This window comes from Spirillospora sp. NPDC047279, assembly GCF_040643285.1.
In the GTDB taxonomy this organism is placed as follows: Bacteria; Actinomycetota; Actinomycetes; order Streptosporangiales; family Streptosporangiaceae; genus Spirillospora.
In genome coordinates this window covers 517792-543401 of the sequence record NZ_JBEYUA010000006.1, presented here as the reverse complement: position 1 = coordinate 543401, position 25610 = coordinate 517792, and the positions used below count along the sequence as shown (strand labels likewise).

The following is a 25610-nucleotide window of genomic DNA, read 5'->3' as shown; positions in this document are numbered from 1 at the left end:
AGATCGTCAAGACCGGAAAGGCCCATGGACCGCGACACCCACTTCGGCGTGCTGCTCGGGCTCGCCTACCAGCAAATGATCAACGAGCTGCACGAGCACCTGGCCCGGGAGGGCTTCACCGAGATCCGGCCGGCCTTCGGCTGGGCGTTCAAGCTGATCGCCGCCGAGTCCCTCACCATCCGCGAGCTGGCGACCAAGCTGAAGATCACCCACCAGGGCGCGGCCAAGCTGGTGGACGAGATGGCCGCCGCCGGATACGTGGACCGCGTGCCCGACCCCGCCGACGGGAGGGTCAAGCGGCTCGTCCGCACCGAACGGTGCCGCGCGCTGATGGACAGCGGCCACGCCTTCCAGGACCGGTTCGAAGAGCGCCTCGCCGCCGAGATGGGGCAGGAGGCGGCCGCGGCCCTGCGGAAGGCGCTCGCCTGGATCGTGGACCGCAGCGAGGCCCCGGACGACCTCGCCCGGACGTTGCGGCCCCTCGCATGAGAACCGCCACGAGACCCGCAGGTGCCCGGACGCTCTCCGGGCACCTGCGGGTCCGCCCTTTCAGATCAGGACACCCTCTGGATCAGGACACCGTGCACCGGGTGCCGTTGAGGGTGAAGGCGTCCGGGCTCGCGAACGTGCCCGAGTGGGTGCCCTGGAAGCCGAAGGACTGGCTTCCGCCGGGCGGGATCGTCGCGTTGTAGTCCAGGTTGCGGGCCGTCACCGCACCGCCGGCCGAGGACACGGCGGCGTTCCAGGCGTTGGCGACGGCCTGGCCCGGGGGCAGCGTGAACCCCAGCGACCAGCCGTTCACCGGCGAGCCGCCCGTGTTGGTGACGGTCACGTTCGCGGTGAACCCGCTGGACCAGCTGTTGGTGCCGTAGCCGACCTCGCAGGTGCCGGCCGGCTCGGGCGGCGGCCCGCCGCCGTCCACGGTCGCGGAGAACGAGCCGACCGAGAGCCCGGCGCCGTTCTGCCACGGCTCGAACCCCGCCTGCACGCTCGTCACGTACCAGCTGCTCGTGGCGAGGCCGTGACCGATGGCCTGGTCGACGAAGTCCATCACGTCGAAGCTCCAACCGCTGATCGCGGCCGGCGCGACGAACGAGATGACGTCGTTGCCGCCGTTGTTGCCGGTCCACACCTCCCAGCTCCTGCCGCCGACCGTGGCGGTGCCGACCGCCCGGCCGACGGGCTGGACCTGGCCCACCCGGTTGAACCAGATCATGATCTCGGTCCGGTTCACGCCGTCCTTCCTCGGCGTCGGGTCGAGCCAGATGTCGTACGCCGCGTCGTAGATCGCGCCGCCGACGTAACCGAAGGTGACGCTGCTGTTCAGGCTGCCGATGCCGCTGATCTGCGCGGGCAGCGGGCTGCCCGGCGAGCAGTTGGTGTAGTGGCAGCCCAGGTAGACCGACGGATAGGACTTCGGCGGCCCGCTGGTGGACACCGAGCCGTCGGCCCGGGTGACCCGGAACCCCGACCCGGTCGTTTCGACGCACTGTTCGGCCGAGGTGCCCCAGCGGTTGTTCTGCACGACGTACTGCCCCTGGACGGTGGTCGCCCACTGCCCGCAGAGCTCGGCGTCGGCGTGGACGGGCGCCGTCGCGGTGACGACGGAGCCCGCCGACGCCAGGGCCGTCAGGAGCGCCACGAGCGCCACGCGCAGCCGTCGGCCGCGTGGCCGTTCGGTGCGGCGCCGTTGGGCGCGTTGCCGGTGTTTCATGGGTGCTCCCTTCTCACTCGTCGAAGAGGCGGCCGTAGTCGGCCATCGCCAGGGCGATGTCGGCCTGCGCCCAGAACCGGTGGTACCTGAACGCCGGCGGCGTGGTGGTCGTGCCGTTGGCGTACGACCACACCCGGGCATAGTCGGGGTCGTCCTTCAGGAACGACCGGATGGACATGAAGGTCGAGCTCGAGTCGACCGGATCGCCGTTGGGCATGGTGCCCGACCAGCCCGGCGGGACGTACACGGGATCCTTCACCCGGCTGTAGTCGGCCTTGGTCTCCGAGACCGACACGCCCTGCGCGTCCTGGTGCTTCCAGAGCGAGTCGAGCAGGTTCTTGGCGGTCTGCCCGGCCTGCGCGTGACCCGACTTGGCCGCGTAGTAGGTGAGGGTGCGGGCCAGCGCGGCGGTGGTGCCGACGTCGTCGGTGTGGTCGGCGACGCTGACGTGCAGCCCGGTGTTGGCCGGCGGCATGCCGCTCGCCCCGGACCAGTCGGCGTCCGGCTGCCCGCTCCACCGCAACGTGGCGGGCACCCGGTACGCGCCGGACGCCGGATCGGCGGTGATCTCGGGCAGTACCCAGGCCACCCACCTGTCGAGGATCGCCTTGGCGCCGGCGTCCCCGCTGACCTGGTAGTACTCGGCCACCCGCTGCATCGACCAGACCTGGAAGCCGAACCACTGGTTGCTCGGCGGATCGTGGTACACCGGCTGCCAGTCGTACGCCATCCCGAAGAACTTCGGCAGGCCGGTGGGCGGCGCGCTGTAGCTGCCGTTCCAGCTGTTGGTGACACCGCCCGCGATCGCGCCCTCGGCCGACTGCAGCCACTTGTAGAGCTGCAACTGGCGGGTCAGGCTGGTCTGCCAGTCCGCCTTGGCCGTCGAACCCTTGGGCGCCAGCGCCGGGTCGTTGACCAGCGCGTACGCGGCCATCGGGTTCTGGTAGCCGAAGTGCGAGGCGCCGTCGCCGATGCGCCAGGCCCAGCCGCCGCCCGTGCCGCGCGAGCCGCCCCACGCGTAGTACCAGGACAGCAGGTAGTGGGCGCTGTCCTTGCCGGTGCCGCCGGGGCAGGTCGACGCCGGGTGGCAGTTGCCGATCTTCTTGAAGTACTTGTCGAAGAACGCGTACCGCAGGTAGTCGCCCATCTTGCCCGCCTTGGCGACGGTGGCGGCGACGTCCGCGCCCTTGTTCTGCTGCTTGGCCCAGACGTTCGCCCAGTACGCGGCCTGCACGGCGCGCGCGTCGGCGTCCGGGGCGTTGGTGAACTTCCACTGCTTGGCGTACGACGCGTCCTTGATGAACAGGTCGAGGTAGCCGTTCGGGCCGCCGTACTTGAAGTCGTCGCACGTCGGCTGCGGGATCGTCTCGAACACCGACTCCTGCGACCCGCGCTGGTAGGTGTTGATGTACGAGGGTCCCTGCGCGGACGGGCCGCCCTCGCACGTGCCGCCGGGAGTGTTGCCGTACCCGTAGACGTTGTCCACGTCCTGCAGCCAGTGCATGCCGTAGATGTCGTCGGTGCCGTAGGCCGACTTCAGCTCGGCCGCGATCGGGTCCTGCCCGACCGGCACCGTCCCGTCGATCTGCGACGGGTAGGAGCTGACCTCGGAGTGCTCGGCCGCGTACGTCGCGGGCTTGCCCGGCGTGTACGAGGCGTTGCTGGGCTGGTCGGCGGTGGTCGGGATCATGTACTTCTCCATCAGCGCCCAGGAGGCGTTGAAGGGCGCCCAGTTCCCGGAGACGCGCCCGTACATGGCCTCGAGCCACACCAGGTAGCTGTAGGCCTCGGAGGTCGTCTGGTGACCGTGGTCGGGCGCCTCCACCATGAAGGTCTCGACCGAGTGGTACGGGATGCCCTCGGGGCTGAAGTAGCCGTTCGCCGGAGCCTTGATCTTGTTGTACTGGTCGAGGAAGCGCTGGTCGTACGCGCCCGCGCCGGCGACCGCCGTGGCGGTGACCGTGGCGGCGGCGTAGCCGGTCGCGGCCGAGGTGAAGGTGGCCGCGCCGCTCGCCGACGCGCCCGCGGTGATCTCCACGTTCTGCGCGGCGGACCAGTTCTGCGGGGTGAAGGTGAGCGAACCGCCGCCGGTGACCGTCAGGCCGGTCGTGCCCGCCGTGCGGGTGGTCGTCACGGTCACGTTCGCGGCCGGCGCCCGCGACAGCTTGACCGTGTAGGTCGCCGCCGTGCCCGCCGCGATGCTGAGGGCGGCCGGGCTCGCCACGACGGCGGCCTCCTCGGTCACCGTGATGCCGGCCGGCGCGGACTCGGCGGTGCCGCCGGCGCTGTCGGTCACCTTGGCGTAGACCGAGTGGCTGCCGGCCCGCGCCGTCGTCCAGGCGAACGTGTACGGGGAGGTCGTGTCGGCCGCGATCAGGCCGTCCTGGTCGAAGAACTCCACCTTCGACACGGTCGTGCCCGGACCCGCCGCCGCCGTGGCCGCGAGCGGCACGGTGGCGCCGAGCGCGTAGGTGGCGCCGGGCGCCGGGCTGGTCAGCGCGACGGTGGGCTGGCTCGTGCTCTGGTTGCAGCGCACGCCGTTGAACGTGAAGACCGACGGGTCGTCGTTCGTCCCGCTGAACGTGAACTGCGCGCCGACGTTCACGGTCGCGCCGGTGCCGAGCGTCCGGTTCCAGGTCTCGTTCTCGACGGTGACGTCCTTGCCCTGCTGCGACCAGCGGGCGCTCCAGCCGTTCACCAGCCTCTGGTCACCGGCGTAGGAGTACGCCAGCTTCCAGCCGTCGACCGGGTCGCCCTGGTTGGTGATGTCCAGGCTCGCGGTGAAGCCGGTGTTCCACTGGTTCTTCTGGTAGACGACCTTGCAGGCCACCGCCGCCGAGGCGGAGGTGGCCCCGGCGGCCGTCAGCCCGCCGCAGAGCAGCGTCAGCAACGCGGTCACCGCGGTGAACCCGCGCCATCGACGCCTTCTCGCTGTGCTTCTCGCTGTGTTTCTCGCTGTGTTTTTCACGGCGTTTTTCGCCGTGCTTCTCGCTGTGTTTCTCACCGGGGTCCTTCCGTGGGGGTCGATCGGACGGGAATCAGGCCGAACAATCGGGTGCCGGGCCGCACGGGCGGGATGTGAGGCAGCACTGCCGGGGATCAGGCGGACTCGCGGACGATCAGCGAGGTCTTCAGCACCACGCCGCGGTCGGGCGCGGGCCTGCCGCTCGCCTGCCCGCCGCCCGCCCGGCCGCCGCCCGCTCGCCCGCCACCTGCTCGCCCGCCACCGAGCCGGTTGCGCAGTTCGCGGGCGAGCCGGGCGCCGAGCTCCTCGACGGGCTGCCGGACGGTCGTCAGCCGGGGCCGCAGGCGCTGCGCGATCGGGTCGTCGTCGAAGCCGACGACCGCGACGTCCTCGGGCACGCGGCGGCCCGCGCGGCGCAGGGCGCGCAGCGCCCCCGCGGCCATCAGGTCGGACGCGGCGAGCACCGCGTCCAGGTCGGGCCGGCGGTGCAGCAGCAGGTCCATCGCGTGCTCGCCGGCGAGGCGGCCGAAGTCGCCGTGCCCGACCAGGCCGGTCATGTCCATCCCGGCCTCGTGCGCGGCGACCCGGTAGCCGGTGAGCCGGTCGACGCCCGCGCCCATGTCGGCGGGTCCCGCGATGGTGGCGATCCGGGTGCGCCCGGACGCCAGCAGGTGGCGGACGGCCGCGTGCGCGCCGCCCCGGTTGTCGACGTCCACGTACGGCAGGGTCGCGTCGCCGAGCGGGCGGCCCGCCAGCAGCACCGGCGCCCCGGCGGTCGCGTGCATGAGCGCCGCCGGGTGGTCGCGGTGCGAGCCGACGAGCAGCACGCCGGCGGCATGGCCGCCGCGCAGGAAGCCGGTGGCCACCCGCCACTCGTCGGGCCTGCCCGCCATCAGCACGATGAGCGGGGCGCGGCCGTCCAGCTCCTTGCGCACGCCCCACAGCAGCCGGGCGTAGAACGGGTCGGCGAAGACGCGCGCGCCGTCCTCGCAGAGCACCGCGGCGATGGCGCCGGCCGGGACCGAGTCGGGGCACGCGGTGCGGCGGCGCACGTAGCCGAGGCGTTCGACCGCGTCCTCCACCTGGAGCCGGGCCTCGGCGCTCACCCGGGCCGAGCCGGTGAGCACGCGGGACGCCGTCGCGGGGGAGACCCCGGCGAGCTCGGCGACGTGCGCGAGCGTCGGCGGCCGGGAGGCGCCGGCGAGGGGCGACGGGTGAACGGGTGGTACGGGGATGGGTGCTGCCTGGACGGCGGACGGTTGGAAGATCGTCACGCTGACACTCCCTTGGGGTGCATCCGGCCGTCGGGATCGGCCGGGTGAAGGGGAGTAGTGGGAGCGCTCCCAACAATCAGGTCGGGGGCAGGCGGTGTCAAGAGTCCGACTCCGGCTGCTGCGGAAAGTCATGAAAGGCGTGGAACGACCCTTCCGCGCCGTCCTCGCGGCGGTTTACGTTCACGGCGATTCAGGAGTGGGAGCGCTCCCAAATCGCCGACGCGCAGGAGGACCCCGCATGAGATCGTTCGCGCTCGGGCTCGTGGGCCCGCTGATCGCCGTCCTCGCGGCGGCCGGCCTGCCCCTCGCCGACGTGCCCACCGCCCATGCCGCGGTGACCTGCGAGGCCGACTACACCAAGAACGACTGGGGCACGGGCTTCACCGCGTCCATCACCCTCACCAACCAGGGCACCACCCCGCTGAACGGCTGGGAGCTGACGTACTCCTACGCCGGGAACCAGAAGCTCGCCCACGGCTGGAACGGCAGGTGGTCGCAGACCGGCACCGCCGTCACCGTGCTCAACGAGAGCTGGAACGCCACCGTCGCGGCCGGCGCGTCGGTGCAGGTCGGCGCCAACTTCGGCTACAGCGGCGCCAACACCGACCCGACCGCGTTCACCCTCAACGGCGTCGCGTGCGACGGCGGCGGGCCCACCGACCCGCCGGACCCGCCGACGGGGCCCGCGCCCAAGCTGAAGGTCTCCGGCAACACCTTCGTCGACGCCGACGGCGAGAAGGTCGTGCTGCGCGGCGTGAACCGTTCCGGCGGAGAGTTCGCGTGCGTCCAGAACAACGGCTTCTGGGACGGCCCGATGGACGCCGCGTCCGTCACCGCCATCAAGAGCTGGCACGTCAACGCGGTCCGCGTCCCGCTCAACTCCGACTGCTGGCTCGGGCTGCCCAACGTGAACGCGGCCTACCGGGGCGCCGCGTACCAGAACGCGGTCAAGTCCTATGTCGCCCTGCTGCTGGAGAACGGCATCACGCCGATCCTCGAGCTGCACTGGAGCAACGGACTGTGGACCGGCTACGACACGCACTGCGCGACCGCCAACGCCGAATGCCAGAAGCCGATGCCCGACACCCGGTACTCGCCCGAATTCTGGAAGCAGGTCGCGACCACGTTCAAGGGCGACACGGCCGTCGTCCTCGACCTCTTCAACGAGCCGTACCCCAACAACCTCCAGGTCATGGACTACGACCAGGCCTGGAAGTGCTGGCGCGACGGCGGACCGGCCTGCCCGGGGCTGACCTACGAGGCGGCCGGGATGCAGGACCTCCTGGACGCGGTCCGCGGCACCGGCGCCGCCAACGTCGTCCTGGCCGCGGGCAACAGCTACTCCAACGACCTGAGCCAGTGGCTCGCCAACAAGCCGTCCGACCCCACCGGCAACCTCGCCGCGGCGTGGCACTCGTACAACTTCAACTACTGCAAGGACGCCGCGTGCTGGGACCAGCAGCTCGCGCCGGTCGCCGCCCAGGTGCCGCTGGTCGCCGGCGAGATCGGTGAGAACACCTGCGGGCACGGCTACATCGACACGCTCATGGCCTGGCTCGACGCGCACGGCGCCTCGTACCTCGGCTGGACGTGGAACACCTGGAGCTGCTCCAGCGGCCCGTCGCTCATCAGCTCCTACGACGGAACGCCGACGCCCTTCGGGATCGGCCTTCGCGACCACCTCCAATCCCTCCAGTGACGCGTGATCTGCGCTGGAGAACCGGAACACCGGGGCCGCTGCGCTCCCACTACGGACGGCCCCGGTGCCCGGCCTCGCCCTTCAGTCGCCCCACCCACCCAGAAAGGTTGCCGAACGCAGTGACACATCCACAGAAATCCTCTCCACCGAAATCGGGGAGCCGCTCCGCGGTACGCCGCGGCGCCGCGGCCGGAACGGCGGCGCTGCTGCTCGCCACCGGCGTCGTCGCCGTGACCACCACCCAGGCCGGCGCCGCCGCCGGCTGCAGGGTCGACTACACCGTCAACCAGTGGAGCACCGGCTTCACCGCGAACGTGACGCTCACCAACCTGGGCGACGCGGTCAACGGCTGGACGCTGGAATGGGACTTCGCCGGCGATCAGAAGGTGAGCAACGGCTGGAACGCCGAGTTCAGCCAGTCCGGCAAGCACGTCACGGTGAAGAACGCGCCCTGGAACGGCTCGCTCGGTACCGGGGCCTCCGTCAGTCCCGGGTTCCAGGCCACCTACTCCGGTGTCAACGACAAGCCCGCGTCGTTCAAGCTGAACGGCACGGCGTGCACCGGCTCGACCGGCCCGACGGATCCGCCCGACCCGACGGATCCGCCGCCCGGCGACCGCGTCGACAACCCCTACGCCGGCGCCAAGGCGTACGTGAATCCCGAATGGGCCGCGAAGGCCAACGCCGAACCCGGCGGCAGCCGCATCTCCAACCAGCCGACCGGCGTCTGGCTGGACCGCACCGCGGCCATCAACGGCGTGAACGGAGGCATGGGCCTGCGCGCCCACCTGGACAAGGCGCTGGAACAGGGCGCCGGCGTCCTCCAGCTCGTCGTCTACAACCTGCCCGGCCGTGACTGCGCCGCGCTGGCGTCCAACGGCGAGCTGAAGGCCGACGAGCTCGACAGGTACAAGACGCAGTTCATCGACCCGATCGCGGCGATCCTCGGCGACGCCAAGTACGCGGGCCTGCGCGTCGTCACGGTGGTCGAGATCGACTCGCTGCCCAACCTCATCACCAACGTCACGCCGCGGCCGACCGCGACCCCGAACTGCGACGTGATGAAGGCCAACGGCAACTACCAGAAGGGCATCGCGTACGCGCTCGGCAAGCTCGGCGCACTGCCGAACGTCTACAACTACATCGACGTCGGGCACCACGGCTGGCTCGGCTGGGACGACAACTTCGGCGCCTCCGCCGACCTGCTCGCCCAGGTCGCCAGGGACTCCGGCTCGGTCGGCAACGTGCACGGCTTCATCACCAACACCGCCAACTACGGCGCGACCAAGGAGCCGTACTTCACCATCAACGACACGGTGAACGGCACCTCGGTGCGGACGTCCAAGTGGATCGACTGGAACCGCTACACCGACGAGACGTCGTACGCGATCGGCATGCGCGGACGCCTCGTCCAGGCGGGCTTCGACGGCGGCATCGGGATGCTGATCGACACCAGCCGCAACGGCTGGGGCGGGTCCGCCCGGCCCACCGGCCCCGGCCCGCAGACCTCGGCCGACGCGTACGTGGACGGCGGTCGTACCGACCGGCGCATCCACCTCGGCAACTGGTGCAACCAGTCCGGCGCCGGCCTCGGCGAGCGGCCCAAGGCCGCGCCCGAGGCGGGCATCGACGCCTACGTCTGGATCAAGCCTCCGGGCGAGTCCGACGGCGCGAGCCGCGAGATCCCGAACGACGAGGGCAAGGGCTTCGACCGGATGTGCGACCCGACGTACCCCGGCAACCCCCGAAACAACAACAACATGAGCGGCGCCCTGCCTGACGCCCCGCTCTCCGGCCACTGGTTCTCCGCCCAGTTCCAGGAACTGATGCGCAACGCCAGGCCCGCGCTCTGAACAGTCTCGTTCCAACAACCGCGACCCGGCACCAGGAGCACGGCCAGGCCCGCGCTCTGGACCCGTCTCGTTCCAACAACCGCGACCCGGCACCAGGAGCACGGCCAGGCCCGCGCTCTGGACCCGTCCCGTGCCCTGAGCCGTCCCGTGCACTGACCAGTTAGGAGACACGCCGAAGAGGAGCCCTCACCGAAGAAGGACGGCCGCCCAGGGCTTGACCCCACTCCCTGGGCGGCCTTCGGCGTGCCCTGCGGGCGGTGACCCCGCGCTCGGCCCGCGACCCTTCGGCGTATCTTCACAGGCCGTCGGGGGACCCTTGACGGCACCTTAGATCAAGCTTTAAATCAGGACGTGAAATAAGCGTGATCTGAGGGGGTCTCGCGCTTCGAGCACGCGTCACGCACTCGAAGGAGTTTCGCGCATGCGTCCCGTCCCGCCCCGCCCGCTCCCCATCCCACCCTGGTCGGCGGCCCTCGCCGGTCTCCTCCTGCTGATCGCGGCCGTCGTCCCGGGCACCGTCCCCGCAGCCGCCGCCGCGGCGAGCCCAACGCTCCAGGCCGCCGCGGCGGCTCAGCCCGCCACCAGCGCAGCTCAGCCCGCCGCCGCCAACGCGGCGCCACCCATGGCCGCCGCTGCGGCGGCTCAGCCCGCCACGGCCAACGCTGTGCCACCCATGGCCGCGAACGCGGCGGCGTGCGGCACGACCGATGTCGCGCTGAACCGCCCCGCCACCGCCTCGTCCACCGAGGGCGGCGCCTTCTCCGCCTCGGCCGCCGTCGACGGCAACGCGGGCACCCGCTGGTCGAGCGCGTTCGGCGACCCGCAGTGGATCCAGGTCGACCTGGGCGGCAGTCGGCAGATCTGCCAGGTGACGCTCGCCTGGGAGGCCGCCTACGGCCGCTCGTTCCAGATCCAGGTCTCCGACAACGCCTCGGCCTGGACGAACGTCCACTCCACCACCACCGGCACCGGCGGCACCCAGACGCTGAGCGTCACGGGCACCGGCCGCTACGTCCGCATGTACGGGACCGCGCGGGCGACCGCCTACGGCTACTCGCTCTGGTCGTTCTCGGTGTACGCCGAATCCGGCGGCGATCTGCCGGGCGGCGGTGACCTCGGGCCGAACGTGCAGGTCTTCGACCCGTCGATGTCGTCCGGCGACATCCAGGGCAGGCTCGACACCGTCTTCCGGCAGCAGGAGAGCGCCCAGTTCGGGACCGGCCGCCACGCGCTGCTGTTCAAGCCGGGCAGCTACAACGTCAACGCGAACATCGGCTTCTACACCTCGATCGCCGGTCTCGGCCGCAACCCGGGCGACGTCACCATCAACGGCAGCGTCAACGTGGACGCCGGCTGGTTCGGCGGCAACGCGACCCAGAACTTCTGGCGTTCCGCCGAGAACCTGGCGATCAACCCGACCGGCGGCACCAACCGGTGGGCCGTGTCGCAGGCCGCGCCGTTCCGCCGCATCCACGTGCGCGGCAACCTCAACCTGGCGCCCACCGGCTACGGCTGGTCCAGCGGCGGCTACATCGCCGACTCCAAGATCGACGCGCAGGTGCAGCCGTACTCGCAGCAGCAGTGGCTCACCCGCGACAGCCAGATCGGGAGCAACCTCAACGGCGTCTGGAACCAGGTGTTCTCCGGCGTCATCGGCGCGCCCGCGCAGAGCTTCCCCAACCCGCCGTACACCACGCTCGACACCAGCCCGGTGACCAGGGAGAAGCCCTACCTCCACGTCGACTCCGGCGGCGCGTACCAGGTCTTCGTCCCCTCGCTGCGCCGCGACTCGCGCGGCACGACCTGGTCGGGCGGCTCGACGCCCGGCGCGGCGATCCCGCTGACGCAGTTCTACGTGGCCAAGCCCGGCGTCTCGGCCGCCACGCTCAACGCCGCGCTGGCCCAGGGCCTCAACCTGCTGTTCACGCCCGGCATCTACCACCTGAACCAGACGCTGAACGTGACCCGGCCCGGCACCGTCGTGCTCGGCATCGGCTACCCGACGCTCATCCCCGACAACGGCGTCGTCCCGATGACCGTCGCCGACGTCAACGGCGTCAAGCTGGCCGGGCTGCTCTTCGACGCGGGCACGGTCAACTCGCCGGAACTCCTGCGGCTCGGCCCGTCCGGCTCCGGCGCCGACCACGCGTCCGACCCGACCTCCGTCCAGGACGTGTTCTTCCGCATCGGCGGCGCCGGACCCGGCAAGGCCACCAACAGCCTGGTCGTCAACAGCGACGATGTCCTGCTCGACCACATCTGGGCGTGGCGCGGCGACCACGGCGACGGCGTCGGCTGGACGGTCAACACCGCCGACAACGGCCTCACGGTCAACGGCGACGACGTCACCGCCTACGGGCTCTTCGTCGAGCACTACCAGAAGTACCAGCTGGTCTGGAACGGCGAACGGGGCAAGACGATCTTCTTCCAGAACGAGATGCCGTACGACCCGCCGACCCAGGCGGCCTGGCGGGGCGACTCGTCCGGCGGCTACGCCTCCTACAAGGTCGCCGACTCGGTGACCACGCACGAGGGCTGGGGGCTCGGCGCCTACTGCTACTTCAACGTCAACCCGTCGATCGTCGCGGCGCGCGGCTTCGAGGTCCCGGTGCGCTCCGGCGTGCGGTTCCACAACCTGCTCACCGTCTCGCTCGGCGGCAACGGCGTGATCTCGCACGTCATCAACGACACCGGCGGGCCCGCGCAGGGCACGGCCACCGTCCCGTCCACCGTCGTCAGCTTCCCCTGACCGGTTCCCCGACCGCCAGCCCCGACCGGAGATGACCATGAAGCGCTCCGCCGCGGCAGCGCTGACCGTCCTGCTCGCCCTCGGCACCGTCCTGCCGGTGCCGGGGGCGGCGGGAACGGCCGCCGCAGCCCAGCCCGCCCGCTCCGCCCAGTCCGCCCAGCCCGCCCACTCGGCCCAGTCCACCCAGTCGACCCAGTCCACCCGCGCGGCCCAGTCCACCCGCGCGGCCGCCCCGTCCACCCGCGCGGCCGCCCCGTCCACCCGCGCGGCCGCCCCGTCCACCCGCGCGGCCGCCCCGGCCACCCGCGCGGCCGAGTGCGGCACCACCGACGTCGCGCTGAACCGTCCCGCCACCGCGTCCTCCGTCGAGAGCGGCGCCTTTCCCGCGTCCGCCGCCGTCGACGGCAACGCGGGCACCCGCTGGTCGAGCGCGTTCGGCGACCCGCAGTGGATCCAGGTCGACCTCGGCTCCCGCCAGGAGATCTGCCAGGTCACGCTCGCCTGGGAGGCCGCCTACGGCCGCGCGTTCCAGATCCAGGTCTCCGACAACGCCTCGGCCTGGACGACCGTCCACTCCACCACCACCGCGACCGGCGGCACGCAGACCCTCGACGTGACGGGCACCGGCCGCTACGTCCGCATGTACGGGACGGTCCGCGGCCTGCCCTACGGCTACTCGCTGTGGAGCTTCGCCGTCCGCACCACCGGCGGCGGGACCACGCCGCCCGACACGTTCTGGGGCGACACCTCCACCATCCCGCCCGCCCGCAACGTCCTCACGGTCAAGGTCCTCAACCGGACGAACGGCCAGTACCCCGACAGCCAGGTGTACTGGAGCTTCAACGGCCAGGTGCGCTCCATCGCCGAGCAGCCCTACCTCGACATGCCCGCCAACTCGGCCGGCCGGATGTACTTCCACCTCGGCTCGCCGAACAGCCGCTACCAGGACTTCATCGAGTTCACGGTCGGCCCGGACGTCTTCAACGGCAACACCACGCGGGTCGACGGCTTCGGCCTGAAACTCGCCATGCGCCTCCACGCCCACGACGGCTACGACGTCGCCGTCGGCGAGGACCTCCCCACGTTCCAGGAGGACCGCGCCGCCACGTTCCAGCGCTTCGTGAACGAGGTGCCCGACGAGTTCGACTCGCTCGCCACCGTCGAGGCGCCCTACCGGATCCCGGCGCCCGGCAACGCGCCCGCGTTCCAGCCCGGCGGCGCGCAGGCGAGCTACTTCACCGCGTACGCCTCCAGCGTCGGCGTCTCGGCCACCACCCAGCAGATCACCGGCTGTTCGGGCCCGCTCGCCGAGGCCCCTGGCATGTGCTCGGCCCTCAACCGGCACGTCGCCCACCTGCCCCAGTCGCAGTGGTCGGACCCGAGCCTCTACTACAGGGCCGCGCCCGCCAACTACTACGCCAAGTTCTGGCACGACCACGCCTACGACCGGCTCGCGTACGGCTTCCCGTACGACGACTTCGCCGGCCAGTCCTCCTTCGTCTCCCACGGTGACCCGCAGTACCTGCTGGTCGCCGTCGGCTGGTAACTCACCGGAGCCCCCATGACCGCCGTACTCCGGCGGCGCGGCGGCGCGAGCCTGCCCGCGATCCTCGCGGCCCTCGCCCTGCTCGCCGCCCTCCTTACCGTGCCCCCGCGCGCCGCCAACGCCGCGACCCTCCTCTCCCTCAACAAGCCCACCACCGCCTCCTCCGCCGAGAGCGACGCCTTCCCGGCGTCCGCCGCGACCGACGGCGACCCCGGAACGCGCTGGTCCAGCTCGTTCAGCGACCCGCAGTGGATCCAGGTCGACCTCGGCCGGTCCGCCGACATCAGCCAGGTGACGCTCAACTGGGAGGCGGCCCACGCCACCGCCTTCCAGATCCAGACCTCCGCGAACGGCACGTCCTGGACCACCGTCCACACCACCGCCAACGGGACCGGCGGCACCCAGACGCTCAACGTCACGGGCACCGGCCGCTACGTCCGCGTCCACGGAACGGCCCGTGCCACCGGCTACGGCTACTCGCTCTGGGAGTTCTCGGTGTACGGCACCACCGGCGGTACCGGAGAGCCCCCGTCCGGCACGCCCATCTCCGCCTACAAGAAAGTGTCGGCCTCCTCCTACGAAGGCGGCAACGCCCCCGCCGCCGCGCTCGACGGCCGCACCACCACCCGCTGGTCGAGCCAGTTCAGCGACGACCAGTGGCTCCAGGTCGACCTGGAGCCCGGCGCCACCGTCACCGGCGTGACGCTCAACTGGGAGGGCGCCTACGCCACCGGCTACCGCCTGGAGATGTCCGACAACGGCACCGACTGGACCACCGTCCACTCCACGACCACCGGCAAGGGCGGCGTCGAGAACCTCACCGTCTCCGGCAAGGGCCGCTACATCCGCTTCCGCGGAACGGCCCGCGCCACCGGCTACGGCTACTCCCTCTGGGAGTTCCAGGTCTTCGGCACCCCCGGCACCCCGCCGTCCACCCCGCCCCTGCTCTCCGGGCCCACCAAGGCACCCGGCACCACCGGCCAGTTCGCCCTCTCGGCACCCGCCGACAAGGCGATGATCACCACGACCCGCCGTCCCGCGTTCTCCTGGGCGGGCGTGCCCGGCGCCACCCGCTACGAGGTGTGGCTGAACGTCAGCCGCACCGACTACGACTTCACCGCGTCCGGGCCGCTCCTCGACCTCTACACCAAGGTCGCCGAACCCACCGGCACCACCTACACGCCGACCTGGGACATCAGCGACCGCTGGACGTACAGGTGGTACGTCGTCGCGGTCAGCGGCGGCACCCGCACCACCTCCGCCATCCGCACGTTCAGCCTCTACCTCCCCGAACTCGAGACCGTCGACGACGGCGTGTCGATCGTCGGCGGCGCCCGCGACCTCAACAGGAACGGCACCACCGAGCCGTACGAGAACTGGCGCCTCCCCGTCGACACCCGGGTCGCCGACCTCCTCGCCCGCATGACCCCCGAGGAGAAGGCGTACCAGATGTTCTACAACGCCCAGTCGTTCCCCCGTTCGGGCTGGCACTTCGGCCCCGCCCAGCCCGGCGACCTCCACAACGTCCTGCTGAGCGCCACCGGCACCCGGCACGGCATCCCCGCCGTCTCCGCCGGCGACACCATCGCCGGCTACCAGACGACCTACCCGCTCCAGAGCGCCCTGGCCGCCGCCAGGAACTACCCCCTCGACTACAAGCTCGGCGACATGCAGCGCCGTGAAGAACTCGAGGTCGGCGCCCGAGGCGTCCTCGGCCCGCTCGCCGAGGTCGGCACCAAGGTCCTCTACCCCCGCGTCCAGGAGGGCAACGGCGAGGACGCCCAGGTCGCCGCCGCCCAGGTCCGCGCCCTCGTCGCCGGCCTCCAGGGCGGCCCCGAGCTCAACCCCGCGTCCGTCCTCGCCACCGTCAAGCACTGGCCCGGCGAAGGCGCCGGGGGAGAGGCCCTCATCACCTACGACGCCGTCACGATCAAGTACCACATGATCCCGTGGCGCGCCGCCCAGGACGCCGGAGCCGTCAACATCATGCCCGGCTACGCCGGAAGCTCCTACCTCGACCCCGGCGGCCCCGGAGCCGGCAACAGCGCCAAGATCCTCGCCTACCTCCGCGACGCCCTCGGCTACACCGGTCTCATCACCACCGACTGGCTGCCCTCCGGTGCCTGGGTCAGCGCCGCCAACGCCGGCTCCGACGTCATGGGCGGAGCCGACCCCGGCGCCGCCGGCTTCACCATGGCCGACTTCCTGGCCCAGGTCCCCATCGCCCGCATCGACGACGCCGTCACCCGCGTCCTCCGCCTGAAGTTCCAGCTGGGCGTCTTCGAACGCCCCTACGGCGACCCCGTCAACGGCCCCTACCGCTTCCACCAGCCGTCCTACGCCGCCCTCGCCAACCAGGCCGCCCGCGAGTCGATCACCGTCCTCAAGAACGACGGCGCCCTGCCCGTCCGCCTCAACGCCGGCGACAACATCGTCGTCGCCGGCCCCCGCGCCACCGACGGCGCCTCCTGCTGCATCTGGACCAGCTACTTCAACCAGCACTACGGCTCACTCAACCTGCTCGACGCCATCAAGGCCCGCGCCGCCAAAGCCGGCGTCAACGTCCACCAGGACACCGGCCCCTCACCCGAACTCGCCGTCGTCGCCGTGGGCGAACCGTCCTACACCCACGCCACAGCCTGGGTGAAAGAACAGCCCTACCTCCCCGCCGACCAGCTCGCCGTCATCCAGAGATTCAAGAACCAGGGCATCCCCGTGGTCGTCGTCATGAACCTCCCGCGACCGACCGTCATCACCGAATGGAACACCCTGGCCAACGCCATCGTCATCACCTACCGAGGCGGCGAAGAGGTAGGCCCCGCCACGGCGAGCCTCCTCTTCGGCGACCACACCCCCCGAGGCCGCCTCCCCTGGCAGATGCCCCGAACCGTCGACCAGATCCTCCGCCCCGGCGGCACCGACGTCCTGGAAGACGCCGTAGAAGACTGGAACATCCCCTACGACCTGGGCGCCACCCCCACCGAACGAGCCGAAATCCGCGCCCACATAGACGCGGGCCGCCAAGTCCCCACCACCTACGGCAACCCCCTCTACCCGTACGGAGCCGGCCTCCAATCCTGGCCCTCGCCCTCAGCCCGACGGCGGTGACCAATCCCCCCGCCGGGGAATTAACAGCCGCCCACGGCAGCCCCACCCAGCCCTACGCAGCCCCCGGAAGCCCCGGTCTCGCGAACGGACCGGGCCTTCCGGGGGCTCTTCTTTTAGGCGCGGCTTTGGGGGCGCGGCTTTGGGGGCGTGGCTTGGGGGCGCGTCTTTGGGGAGCGGCGGCTAAGCCACCCCTCTGGTCCCGGCTAAAGCCACCCCTTTGGCTCATGCCTCCACCCGGCTGCGGGCAGCGTGTCCTGACGTTCAAACTCGGCAGCGACAAGAAAGTAGGTGGGGTGTTGGGGGTTTGTCGCCTCGCTGCGGGTCAACGCTTCTCTCGGTTAGATCATTAACCCTTCGGGGTCGGCGGCCTCGGTCACCCCTTTGGCCAACGCCTATCTCCCGAGTGCGGGGTGGATGCGGTCTGCTGTTCAAGCTCGGCATCGACAAGAAAGTAGGCGGCCGGTCAGGGTTTTCCTGTCATTGTGCGGGTGCTGCTGGTGGTTAATGTTCGAGCTTTAGGCCCGCGCGAAGCGCGGGTTTCGCCGCGACCTCAGGCGGCAGCGCCGCCTCCCCTTAATCGCACCCTTGGGTTTCTGGGACCTCAGCCAACGTGACAGTAACGCTCGAACGGGCGGGAGGTGTGTGCGTGGTGGGTCAGTCCGGCCCCGCCCAGCCATCCACCAGCAGCAACCCGCCTAGACTCCGACCCACCCGTGCCGGGCCACGCACCCACCGTGGGACGAAAGATCCGCCCGCCCACCGGCCAGGAAATTGTTGGCCACCTGCGGCCAATCGATATGTCCGTAATCAGATAATTGCAATCCGTCACCGTCGATATAATCAAGACATGCATTCGATCGTCGCGGATCTAGAGACCGCTTCCACCGCAGAATTGGTGGAAGCGGTAGCCGCGATCGCCACCCACCTCGCCCACCGCCCCGCACCCGACTCCGGGTCCGCTTGCATGGAGCTGGCCGAGGAGTTGGCGCGCGCGTTCGACCAAGGCGAATCCGCATTGGCCGCGATGATCGCAGTAGTGGACCGCACCGGCGAAATGAAAAACTGGGGGCTGCCGTCCGCCCAGGCGTGGCTGCGCTGCCGTCTGGGGATGCGGGAAGGCCGCGCCAAAGAGCGCATCACCCTGGCCCGCCAGTTGCCGCGTCTGGAACGGGTGAGCAAGGACCTGGCCACCGGCGACCTGTCCCTCGGCTACGCGGCTACGGTCGCCGACGCCGTGCAGCGGTTGAACGACGAGGACTGCGCGGCGGCCGAGGACATCCTGTTGAACGCCGCCAACGACGGCTTGTCGGCAGGCAAGGTCGCCCGGCTCGGCCGCAAGATCCACGACCTGGTCTCCGAAGCCGACGGCACCGAGAAGGCGCCTGAGGACGTCAAGCGCGGCTATGAACGGTCGTGGTTGACGTTGAGCCGGTCGTTGGATGGTGGGTCGTATGTGAACGGGTGGCTCAACCCCGAAGACACCGCGATCCTGGACGGCACCCTCGGCCCGCTGACCAAACCAGCCGGGACCGACGACCGGCGCGACCTGGGCGAACGGACCGCAGCCGCGTTGACCACCGTGCTGTCACACGGCCACAAAGACACCCGCGTCACCGTCATCGCCAACCTCGAAACCCTCATGGGCGAAGACGCGCCCGGCTGGCTGCGGGACGGCACCCCCATCCCGGCCGAGCAGGTACGGCGGCTGGCGCTCACCGCCGGAATCTCACCCCTCATCCTGGGGCCGGGGAACGTGCCGCTCTACCTGGGCCACACCACCCGCATCGCCAGCCCAGGCCAACGCCGCGTCCTGGAAACCCAATACGACACCTGCGCCGTACGCGGCTGTGAGGTGCCGGGCTTCCTCTGCGAAGTCGACCACGTTGACGGATGGGCATTGGGAAACAGCCCCACCGACATCAACAAACTCGCGCTGTGCTGCGGCTGGCACAACCGGTGGAAACACACCCACCCGGCACAGATCAACATCAGCAAGAACCAAGCCGGACAGTACGTCTACCGGGCGTTGCCACCCGACGGGATCACACGATCCAGACGCGGCAGATGGCCCACCGGACGAACACCCGACCCAGGCGACAGCGACAACCCGTGGAACGACCACCACCTCGCAGCCTGATCGCCCACGAGCAGCCATTACCCGGTGCCTGCCTCATGGCCCGGCGGACGCCCGTCCACCGGGCCCACAGGCACGCCTACAACCAACCCCAACCCCCAACCACCCGCCGGAAGGGGCCACGGTGACGCCAACAGCCACCACCCCACATTCAACAGACACAACCCACCACCCCCACTCACACGCACCCCCGGCGAACAGCAGCCAGCCTCCCGGCCTAACCCCCAGCTACCACCCCACCCACAACCCCAGCACCCTTCGCCCACCGCCACCAAGCCCGACCCTCCGCACCGGCCCCAGCCCACAAACCGACAACCACACCAACCAAAAAAGGCGACCGCCCCGCTCAACCCCCGCCCCCAACCGACCTGATCTGTCCGCCGCACCCGCACCGACACATCCCGGGCGAAGCGCGGCAATGCCCTTCAGCTCGAAGGCCCACCACCCGAAGCCTTCACCTAACACGCCGCGCCCGCCGTCCGCCCCCTTGGTTCGTCGCTGCCAAGTTCGAACTCCAGCGCCACCCCAGCCGCAGCCGGACAACCACATCAGCTAAAGGGGTGACCGTCCCCGCTCAACCCTCGCCCCTAACCGACCTGATCTGTCCGCCGCACCTGCACCGGCACATCCCGGGCGAAGCGCGGCAATGCCCTTCAGCTCGAAGGCCCACCACCCGAAGCCTTCACCTAACACGCCGCGCCCGCCGTCCGCCCCCTTGGTTCGTCGCTGCCAAGTTCGAACTCCAGCGCCACCCCAGCCGCAGCCGGACAACCACATCAGCTAAAGGGGTGACCGTCCCCGCTCAACCCTCGCCCCTAACCGACCTGATCTGTCCGCCGCACCTGCACCGACACACTCCCCGTGCGAAGCGCGGCAATGCCCTTCAGCGTGAACGCCAACCACCCCAAGCCTTCACCTAACACGCCATGCCCGCCGTCCGCCCCCTTGGTTCGTCGCTGCCAAGTTCGAACTCCAGCGCCACCCCAGCCGCAGCCGGACGACTACACCGGCCAAAGGGGCGACCGGCCCCGCTCAACCCCCGCCCCCAACGGGCCTGAAGTGACCGCCGCCCCTGCACCGGACGCACACCCCACGGCCCAGCACGGCAACGCTTGTCAGCTTGAACGCCAACCACCGAAAACCTTCAGCCAACCCGACCATGCCCGCCGTCCACTCCTTGGTTCGTCGCTGCCAAGTTCGAACTCCAGCGCCGTCCCAGCCGCAGTCGGACGACCACACCGGCCAAAGGGGTGACCGGCCCCGCTCAACCCTCGCCCCCAACCGACCTGACCTGCTCGCCGCACCCCGCACCGACACACTCCCCGTGCGAAGCGCGGCAAAGCCCTTCAGCGTGAACGCCAACCACCCCAAGCCTTCACCTAACAGGCCATGCCCGCCGTCCACTCACTTCGTTCGTCGCCGCCAAGTTCGAACCCCGGCACCGTTCCAGCCGCAGCCGGACGACCACACCAACCAAAGGGGCGACCGGCCCCGCCCAACAGTGAGGATCGGGGAGCGCCGCCCGCCGGGGTACGACCCACCGCCTAACTGACCGCGGGGCTTGAACGGGATCTGTCAGCGTCGGCTGGGAGGTGCCCATGTGCACTCACCGGACGTGCGGTGTGACCTGATGCGAGCCTGGCCAGAGGCCCCGTCACTGTTGCGTCCGCCCGCCCGCTTGTCCGCTGGTGCGTGCCGCCTGCCCCTGCTCTGAAGCGACAGGACGACGACGATGCCCCTCCGTCACACCCTCCGGGCTCGACCCCCAGCATCGCCCCAGCCGCTACCCGGACGACCACATCAACCAAAGGGGCGACCATTCCCGTACAACCCCTGCCTCCAAAGGGTCTGATCTGACCGCCGCACCCGCGCTGGACGCACCCCCGCGCACAGCGTGGCAGTACCCCTTGGCGTGAACGCCAGTCACTTGCGGAGCGTCCACCGCGGGGTCGAGATCGGCGGCGTCGCGGTCGGGCCCGGCGACCGGGTGCTGATCGCGACGTACAACTGCTGCCGCGCCTACGGCCCGTTCGACCTCGACCGGCCCCACCCGTCCGAGCTGCGGCGGTTGTGGTTCGGTGCCGGGCCGCACTTCTGCATCGGGTACCCGCTGGCCATGGCCGAGGCCCGCGCGGTGGTCCGGACGGTGCTGGCCGCCGCTCCGCTGGAGATCACGCGGCGCGAGGCGGCGCGCGGGGTGCTGATCCCCACGTACCGGCGCCTCGTCGTGCGTTCGGCGGGCTCAGCGGGCTCAGCGGGCTCGGCGGGCTCGGCGGGCCCGGCGCGTTCGGCGGGCGGAGCCGCGAAGGAGGCGGTGTGACGCTCGTCCGGCGAGTGCGGCATTAACCGGCTCAGACGTTACCGGGCCGTGGCCGTCAAATACGACGAACTCGGCGTCTGCTGCGAGGCCACGATGTTCGTCGCAGCGATCGACGAGTGGCTGAGACTCGTCTTGAAGCAGGCCCTAGTTCTCTATGCGGCCACCGCCGCCGCCTGGCCAGCCGGTGGCGGAGCGTACGCAGAAGAGGTAGTAGGAGTTGGTCAGGCCACCGATCAGCTTGTCCCTGGTGATCCCGAAAGGCGAGGTGACGCTGCCCACCAGGGCGCCGGTGATCGAGTCGTAGGCGGAGCACGTGACCGAGGCCCCCGGGATGTTCGGCGGCCAGGCGGTGATCAGGATCGCTCCGCGGACCGCCTGAAGGTGAGGGGGCTGGGTCTGGCAGTACCTGCCATTCGTCGAGATGCTGCAGGTCTTGGCCGCGGCCTGCGCGGCCGTTGCCGGGACGGCGACGAGCGCTGCGGTCATGACCGTGGTGAGAGCGGCGGCGACCAGCCCGCTACGTGTTGATCTCTTCATGGTCACTCCATCGACGGGGGCCCTTATGGTCCGCCCCACCGCCGCACCCAACAAGCGGAATGGGGGGCCGTATCCGGTCGCGCCGGGGACGAGGGTGAAGGACTTGCGGGGGGTGTCTCCCCGTCCGTTGGCGCGACGATCAATGGTTGGTTGCGCTCCCCGTTGAAGCAGATCCTGGGGGCGACCGCTGCTGTTTGATGGCGCCCGCGAACCTGATTCGTCTGGTGCACCTGTGCTGGCCACCCCGCGCGTGGCGCGGCGACGCACTTTGGCTTGAACGCCTGCTATCGGCAGACGCGCAACTGGCCGATCGGGCGTCGCCTTCGGCTGGGCTGGGCTGGTGCTGTGTGGTGCGTCAGGGGGTCGGGATGGCCGATGTGAGTCCCTGCAACCCCGTTGCCCGTTGCGTCTTGGAGGCTGCGTCGGTCTGTGTCGCCGCGCTCGGGCACCAGGGCGCCGGCACCGGTCATCTGCTGCTGGCCTGTCGGCGGAGGGGAGTCGCCGCCCGGCTGCTGCGAGCGCAAGACGTGATAGCCGAGCGGTTCTGCGCTGCCGGGGGACGTCTTCGGTTGCCTGGCCGCAGAGCTGGGGTACCGCCACTGATCTCTGGCGCGGCGTCCCAGGCCGGTGAAGTGCTGCGTTCCCGATCATCGAGGTGTTCGGGAGGCGGGCACTGCGCTCACGATCCGGACGGATCCGCTGCCCGCTGCCGGCGGCGCCGGGCCTTGCACCGTCGTGAGCGGTGGGCGGCTCTGGGAGCTTTGGGTTGAGCTCTCAGGGGTTGGGCGGGGGGCGTTTGCGGGCTCGGTAGGCGGCGGCTTTTACGCGGTTGCCGCACTCTTCCATTCCGCACCAGTTGCGGCGGGCGCCGCGGGAGCGGTCGAGGTAGAGGCGGGTGCAGTCGGTGCGGCCGCATTCCTTGAGGTGGGACCTCGGGTCGGCTAGGACGGCGATCGCGCTTCTGGCTATGTGGGTGAGTACTGCGGGGAGGTCGCCTGTCAGGCGCAGGCCCGTGTCGCTGAGGGTGGGGGTGAGGGTCGGGGCGGCGGCCGTGGTGTTGACGACCTTGAGGCTGGGCGGGGTGAAGGGCTGACCTAGGACGCGGTCGAGGGCGAGCTGGTAGATCGCTTCTCTGAGGGAGAGGGCGGCCTCGAAGGTCGCGGGGTCGGCGTCGGCCTGGTCGGGGAGGTCGTCGCATTCGGTCACCCATCGCGCCAGGTCTGCGGGGGTGGCCAGGAGGTCCAGGGGGGCGTCTCGGCGGGACCGGACGGTGCCGGTGAGGTCGAGGGCCGGGTTGCCGCTCACGAACGTGAAGTCCACGTCACCATCTTGACCGGTGACGAGGTCGGCGGCAAAATCGTCACCTGTTGAGGTGGTGACCAAGGGGGGCGGCATGGCTGGGATTCGTGACGTTGAGGTTGTCGTCTTTGACGTTCTTGGGACGTTGGTCGATGAGCCCGGCGGGCTTCGTCGGGGGATTCGCGATGCGGTGCCCGGCTTGGGGGAGGAGTCTGTCGGGGAACTGCTGGCGTTGTGGCAGCGGCATGTCGAGGTCGAGCAGGAACGCATCGCGCAGGGACGGCGGGGCTACGTCAGCACCGAGGTCATCGACGGGGAGGCCGCTCGGCGGGTGGCCGACCATGCGGGGCTTGCCGATCCGGCGGTCGTTGCCCGGCTGGCCACGGCGGGGTCGCGGTTGTCTCCGTGGGGCGACGCTGTCGACGGTCTTGAACGGCTCGGGCGGCGGTTTCCCGTCCTCGGGCTTTCGAACGCCGGCCGGGCTGCTCTGCTGCGGCTCAACGCGCATGCCGGTCTGCGCTGGCATCAGGTCCTGTCCAGCGAAGCGGTCCAGGCCTACAAGCCGGCGCCGGAGGTCTACCGGTACGCCATCGACACGGCCGGATGCCCACCGGAACGTGTGCTCATGGTCGCCGCCCACGCCTGGGACCTCCGTGGAGCCCAGGCCAGTGGCATGCGGACGGCCTACGTCCGGCGGCCGGCCGGGGATCCGCCGACGACGGGCGATGCCTTCGACGGGCGGTTCGAGGGGTTGGACGATCTCGTCACGGCCTTGACGGCGGGGTGACCTGCGGCTCGATGAGCTGGAGGGCGCGTTCGAGCATGCCGCGCAGGGCGGTGTCGGTCGGGACGCCGGTGGTGGCGTCCCAGGTCTCGACGAGGTCGGCGGCGTCGCCGCAGAACCGGCGCATCAGGTCGAACAGCTCGCCGTAGAAGCCCACGATCAGCGCGATGAGGTGGAGGCGTTCGGGGAACGGCTCGCCGGTGTCGAGGTAGCTCTCGATCTGGGGGCGGGCCCGGGCCAGCTCGCCGTCGGCCCAGGCCGCGGTCGAACGCAGGGAGCGGATCAGCTGCTCGGGGGTTCCCTGGTCGGCGAACGCCACGCGCAACATCGCCTCGAGCTCGAACAGGGGAGAAGCGGGCTCGGTGTCCAGCCATGCCTCCAGGGCGCGGCGGCCGGCGGCGGTGATGCGGTACTGCGCGCGGGTCCGGTCGCCTCGGCGCTGGTGGGTGACGCGGGCCAGGCCGGCTTCGACCAGCTTCTTGGGCTCGGTGTAGAGCAGGCTCTCGGACTTCGGCCACAGGTAGTGCAGGCTGCGCCTCATCTGCTGGGTCAGCTCGTAGGCGGTCCACGGCTGGACGGCGAGCAGCCCCAGCAGGGCGTAGGACGTGGTCGTGAGACGAGGCGGGGTCGGTGGGCTCACGCCGTTGACACTACTCCAGACTGGAGTAGCGTCAATGTGGTCCAGTTCGGAGTGGATGGCGATGGGGGTCGCGCGGTGGCCGGTGTCGAGCAGTTCGATGGGCCGCCCGCGGAGGCGGAGGCGGCCACCGAGGAGATCCTGCGGGAATACCTGATGTGGTGCGGAGAACGGTTCACTGAGGATCATGGGCTGACGTTCGGCGATATGGAGGCGGCGGTGGCCGCGCATCATCGCGCGTTCACGCAGGAGTTGCCGCACCTGCTGGGGCCTCGGGGGCGCCTTCTGGTCGTGCGCGCGGGGGCGGAGGTGGTCGGGGTCGGTGCGCTCAAGCCCGTCGACGCCGCGGTGGCCGAGATCAAGCGCATGTACGTACGTCCGCAGGCTCGTGGACAGGGGGTCGGGCGGGCGATCCTGGAAAGGCTGCTGGCCGACGCTCGCGCGATCGGCTATGAGGTGGCGCGGCTGGAGACCGTCGTGTTCATGCGCGAGGCCCATGCGCTGTATCGGTCGCTGGGGTTCCGGGACAGGCCGATCTTCGACGACAGCGAGGCGAGCCTGTCGGGCCTCGAACCGTTCACGATCTTCATGGACCTTCGGCTGGATCAGGGCGCACGGGTCTGATCGGTCGTCCGGGGAGGGGCGCATGGGCGATTCGCACGTTCATGTCGAGGCCGCGGTGGTCGACCGGGCCGCCGACCGTCGTGGCCTGATGGCGTCCACGTTCGGCCTGGCCGGTGACCTGCCGAGCGTCGTGACCTCGGGATGCGGGGCGCGCGTGCCCTATGCGATGACCTCTCCCCGGCCGGACAGTGTCACGTGCGCCGCCTGCCGTGAGCATGCGCGGGTCGAGCACCTGCGCTTCGCCGACACCGTCGAACGGCTGGCGCGGATGCCCGGATCGGTCGTCGACGTCGGGCGGGCGAAGGCCGCCGCGGACGAGCATCGCGACCTCGCGGAACGGTTCGCACGGCCGCCGGGCTGAACGTCC

17 protein-coding genes are annotated in these 25610 nt (G+C 70.6%); 11 read left to right on the top strand and 6 right to left on the bottom strand.

Annotation, left to right across the window (positions count from 1 at the left end; all coding sequences use genetic code 11):
• Positions 1-24 precede the first annotated feature (24 nt).
• Positions 25-489: a helix-turn-helix domain-containing protein gene (locus ABZ810_RS18655; protein WP_358404353.1), complete on the top strand. Its 465-nt coding sequence runs from the start codon at positions 25-27 to the stop codon at positions 487-489.
• 82 nt (positions 490-571) lie between these two features.
• On the opposite strand, the gene ABZ810_RS18650 is transcribed toward ABZ810_RS18655, so the two are convergent.
• The 3 genes from ABZ810_RS18650 to ABZ810_RS18640 all read right to left on the bottom strand — a co-directional run bounded on the left by ABZ810_RS18650 (position 572) and on the right by ABZ810_RS18640 (position 5953).
• The gene (locus ABZ810_RS18650; protein WP_358404352.1) at positions 572-1714 is read right to left on the bottom strand and encodes a cellulose binding domain-containing protein; all 1143 of its coding nucleotides are present in this window, start codon (positions 1712-1714) and stop codon (positions 572-574) included.
• Positions 1715-1727: 13 nt separating this feature from the next.
• A complete protein-coding gene (locus tag ABZ810_RS18645; RefSeq protein ID WP_358404351.1) occupies positions 1728-4613 on the bottom strand; it encodes a glycoside hydrolase family 48 protein in 2886 nt (961 codons plus the stop codon).
• Between the two features lie 200 nt (positions 4614-4813).
• Positions 4814-5953: a LacI family DNA-binding transcriptional regulator gene (locus ABZ810_RS18640; RefSeq protein WP_358404349.1), complete on the bottom strand. Its 1140-nt coding sequence runs from the start codon at positions 5951-5953 to the stop codon at positions 4814-4816.
• Positions 5954-6191: 238 nt separating this feature from the next.
• Here ABZ810_RS18640 and ABZ810_RS18635 point away from each other — a divergent pair, with 238 nt between their 5' ends.
• The 7 genes from ABZ810_RS18635 (at position 6192) to ABZ810_RS18605 (ending at position 21362) form a co-directional block, all read left to right on the top strand.
• On the top strand, positions 6192-7652 hold the full coding sequence (locus tag ABZ810_RS18635) for a cellulase family glycosylhydrolase (RefSeq protein WP_358404348.1): 1461 nt from the start codon (positions 6192-6194) through the stop codon (positions 7650-7652).
• A gap of 119 nt (positions 7653-7771) precedes the next feature.
• A complete protein-coding gene (locus tag ABZ810_RS18630; protein WP_358404346.1) occupies positions 7772-9505 on the top strand; it encodes a glycoside hydrolase family 6 protein in 1734 nt (577 codons plus the stop codon).
• A 421-nt stretch (positions 9506-9926) separates the two neighbouring features.
• Positions 9927-12254: a discoidin domain-containing protein gene (locus ABZ810_RS18625; protein WP_358404344.1), complete on the top strand. Its 2328-nt coding sequence runs from the start codon at positions 9927-9929 to the stop codon at positions 12252-12254.
• A gap of 37 nt (positions 12255-12291) precedes the next feature.
• Complete coding sequence (locus ABZ810_RS18620) at positions 12292-13800, top strand: beta-1,3-glucanase family protein (protein ID WP_358404343.1); 1509 nt, start codon at positions 12292-12294, stop codon at positions 13798-13800.
• A 15-nt stretch (positions 13801-13815) separates the two neighbouring features.
• Positions 13816-16908 carry a discoidin domain-containing protein gene (locus ABZ810_RS18615; RefSeq protein ID WP_358404340.1) on the top strand — a complete coding sequence of 1031 codons (3093 nt, stop codon included), beginning with the start codon at positions 13816-13818 and terminating at the stop codon, positions 16906-16908.
• 847 nt (positions 16909-17755) lie between these two features.
• Positions 17756-19045, top strand: coding sequence for a DUF222 domain-containing protein (locus tag ABZ810_RS18610; RefSeq protein WP_358404338.1), 1290 nt, complete (start codon positions 17756-17758; stop codon positions 19043-19045).
• A gap of 1909 nt (positions 19046-20954) precedes the next feature.
• Positions 20955-21362, top strand: coding sequence for a hypothetical protein (locus ABZ810_RS18605; protein ID WP_358404335.1), 408 nt, complete (start codon positions 20955-20957; stop codon positions 21360-21362).
• 144 nt (positions 21363-21506) lie between these two features.
• Here the strand turns inward: ABZ810_RS18605 and ABZ810_RS18600 are convergent, their stop codons facing one another.
• Both ABZ810_RS18600 and ABZ810_RS18595 read right to left on the bottom strand, forming a co-directional pair.
• Entirely contained in the window at positions 21507-21899 is a 393-nt protein-coding gene (locus tag ABZ810_RS18600; RefSeq protein WP_358404333.1) for a hypothetical protein, read from the bottom strand.
• A gap of 774 nt (positions 21900-22673) precedes the next feature.
• Complete coding sequence (locus tag ABZ810_RS18595; protein WP_358404331.1) at positions 22674-23219, bottom strand: ABATE domain-containing protein; 546 nt, start codon at positions 23217-23219, stop codon at positions 22674-22676.
• A 73-nt stretch (positions 23220-23292) separates the two neighbouring features.
• On the opposite strand from ABZ810_RS18595, the gene ABZ810_RS18590 reads away from it, so the two are divergent.
• Positions 23293-23985 carry a haloacid dehalogenase type II gene (locus ABZ810_RS18590; RefSeq protein WP_358404329.1) on the top strand — a complete coding sequence of 231 codons (693 nt, stop codon included), beginning with the start codon at positions 23293-23295 and terminating at the stop codon, positions 23983-23985.
• On the opposite strand, the gene ABZ810_RS18585 is transcribed toward ABZ810_RS18590, so the two are convergent.
• Positions 23963-24622 carry a PadR family transcriptional regulator gene (locus ABZ810_RS18585; protein ID WP_358404326.1) on the bottom strand — a complete coding sequence of 220 codons (660 nt, stop codon included), beginning with the start codon at positions 24620-24622 and terminating at the stop codon, positions 23963-23965. The genes ABZ810_RS18590 and ABZ810_RS18585 overlap by 23 nt on opposite strands.
• 75 nt (positions 24623-24697) lie before the next feature.
• Between ABZ810_RS18585 and ABZ810_RS18580 the strand changes: the two genes are divergently transcribed.
• Together ABZ810_RS18580 and ABZ810_RS18575 are read left to right on the top strand one after the other, a co-directional pair.
• A complete protein-coding gene (locus ABZ810_RS18580; protein ID WP_358404324.1) occupies positions 24698-25243 on the top strand; it encodes a GNAT family N-acetyltransferase in 546 nt (181 codons plus the stop codon).
• Positions 25244-25265: 22 nt separating this feature from the next.
• Positions 25266-25604: a hypothetical protein gene (locus ABZ810_RS18575; RefSeq protein WP_358404322.1), complete on the top strand. Its 339-nt coding sequence runs from the start codon at positions 25266-25268 to the stop codon at positions 25602-25604.
• Positions 25605-25610 lie beyond the last annotated feature (6 nt).

What these genes read in the sequence shown, in the direction of transcription:
- ABZ810_RS18655 (WP_358404353.1), top strand. Translation starts at nt 25, where the DNA reads ATGGACCGCGACACCCACTTCGGCGTGCTGCTCGGGCTCGCCTACCAG.
- ABZ810_RS18650 (WP_358404352.1), bottom strand. Translation starts at nt 1,714, where the DNA reads ATGAAACACCGGCAACGCGCCCAACGGCGCCGCACCGAACGGCCACGC.
- ABZ810_RS18635 (WP_358404348.1), top strand. Translation starts at nt 6,192, where the DNA reads ATGAGATCGTTCGCGCTCGGGCTCGTGGGCCCGCTGATCGCCGTCCTC.
- ABZ810_RS18625 (WP_358404344.1), top strand. Translation starts at nt 9,927, where the DNA reads ATGCGTCCCGTCCCGCCCCGCCCGCTCCCCATCCCACCCTGGTCGGCG.
- ABZ810_RS18620 (WP_358404343.1), top strand. Translation starts at nt 12,292, where the DNA reads ATGAAGCGCTCCGCCGCGGCAGCGCTGACCGTCCTGCTCGCCCTCGGC.
- ABZ810_RS18615 (WP_358404340.1), top strand. Translation starts at nt 13,816, where the DNA reads ATGACCGCCGTACTCCGGCGGCGCGGCGGCGCGAGCCTGCCCGCGATC.
- ABZ810_RS18610 (WP_358404338.1), top strand. Translation starts at nt 17,756, where the DNA reads ATGCATTCGATCGTCGCGGATCTAGAGACCGCTTCCACCGCAGAATTG.
- ABZ810_RS18600 (WP_358404333.1), bottom strand. Translation starts at nt 21,899, where the DNA reads ATGAAGAGATCAACACGTAGCGGGCTGGTCGCCGCCGCTCTCACCACG.
- ABZ810_RS18590 (WP_358404329.1), top strand. Translation starts at nt 23,293, where the DNA reads ATGGCTGGGATTCGTGACGTTGAGGTTGTCGTCTTTGACGTTCTTGGG.
- ABZ810_RS18575 (WP_358404322.1), top strand. Translation starts at nt 25,266, where the DNA reads ATGGGCGATTCGCACGTTCATGTCGAGGCCGCGGTGGTCGACCGGGCC.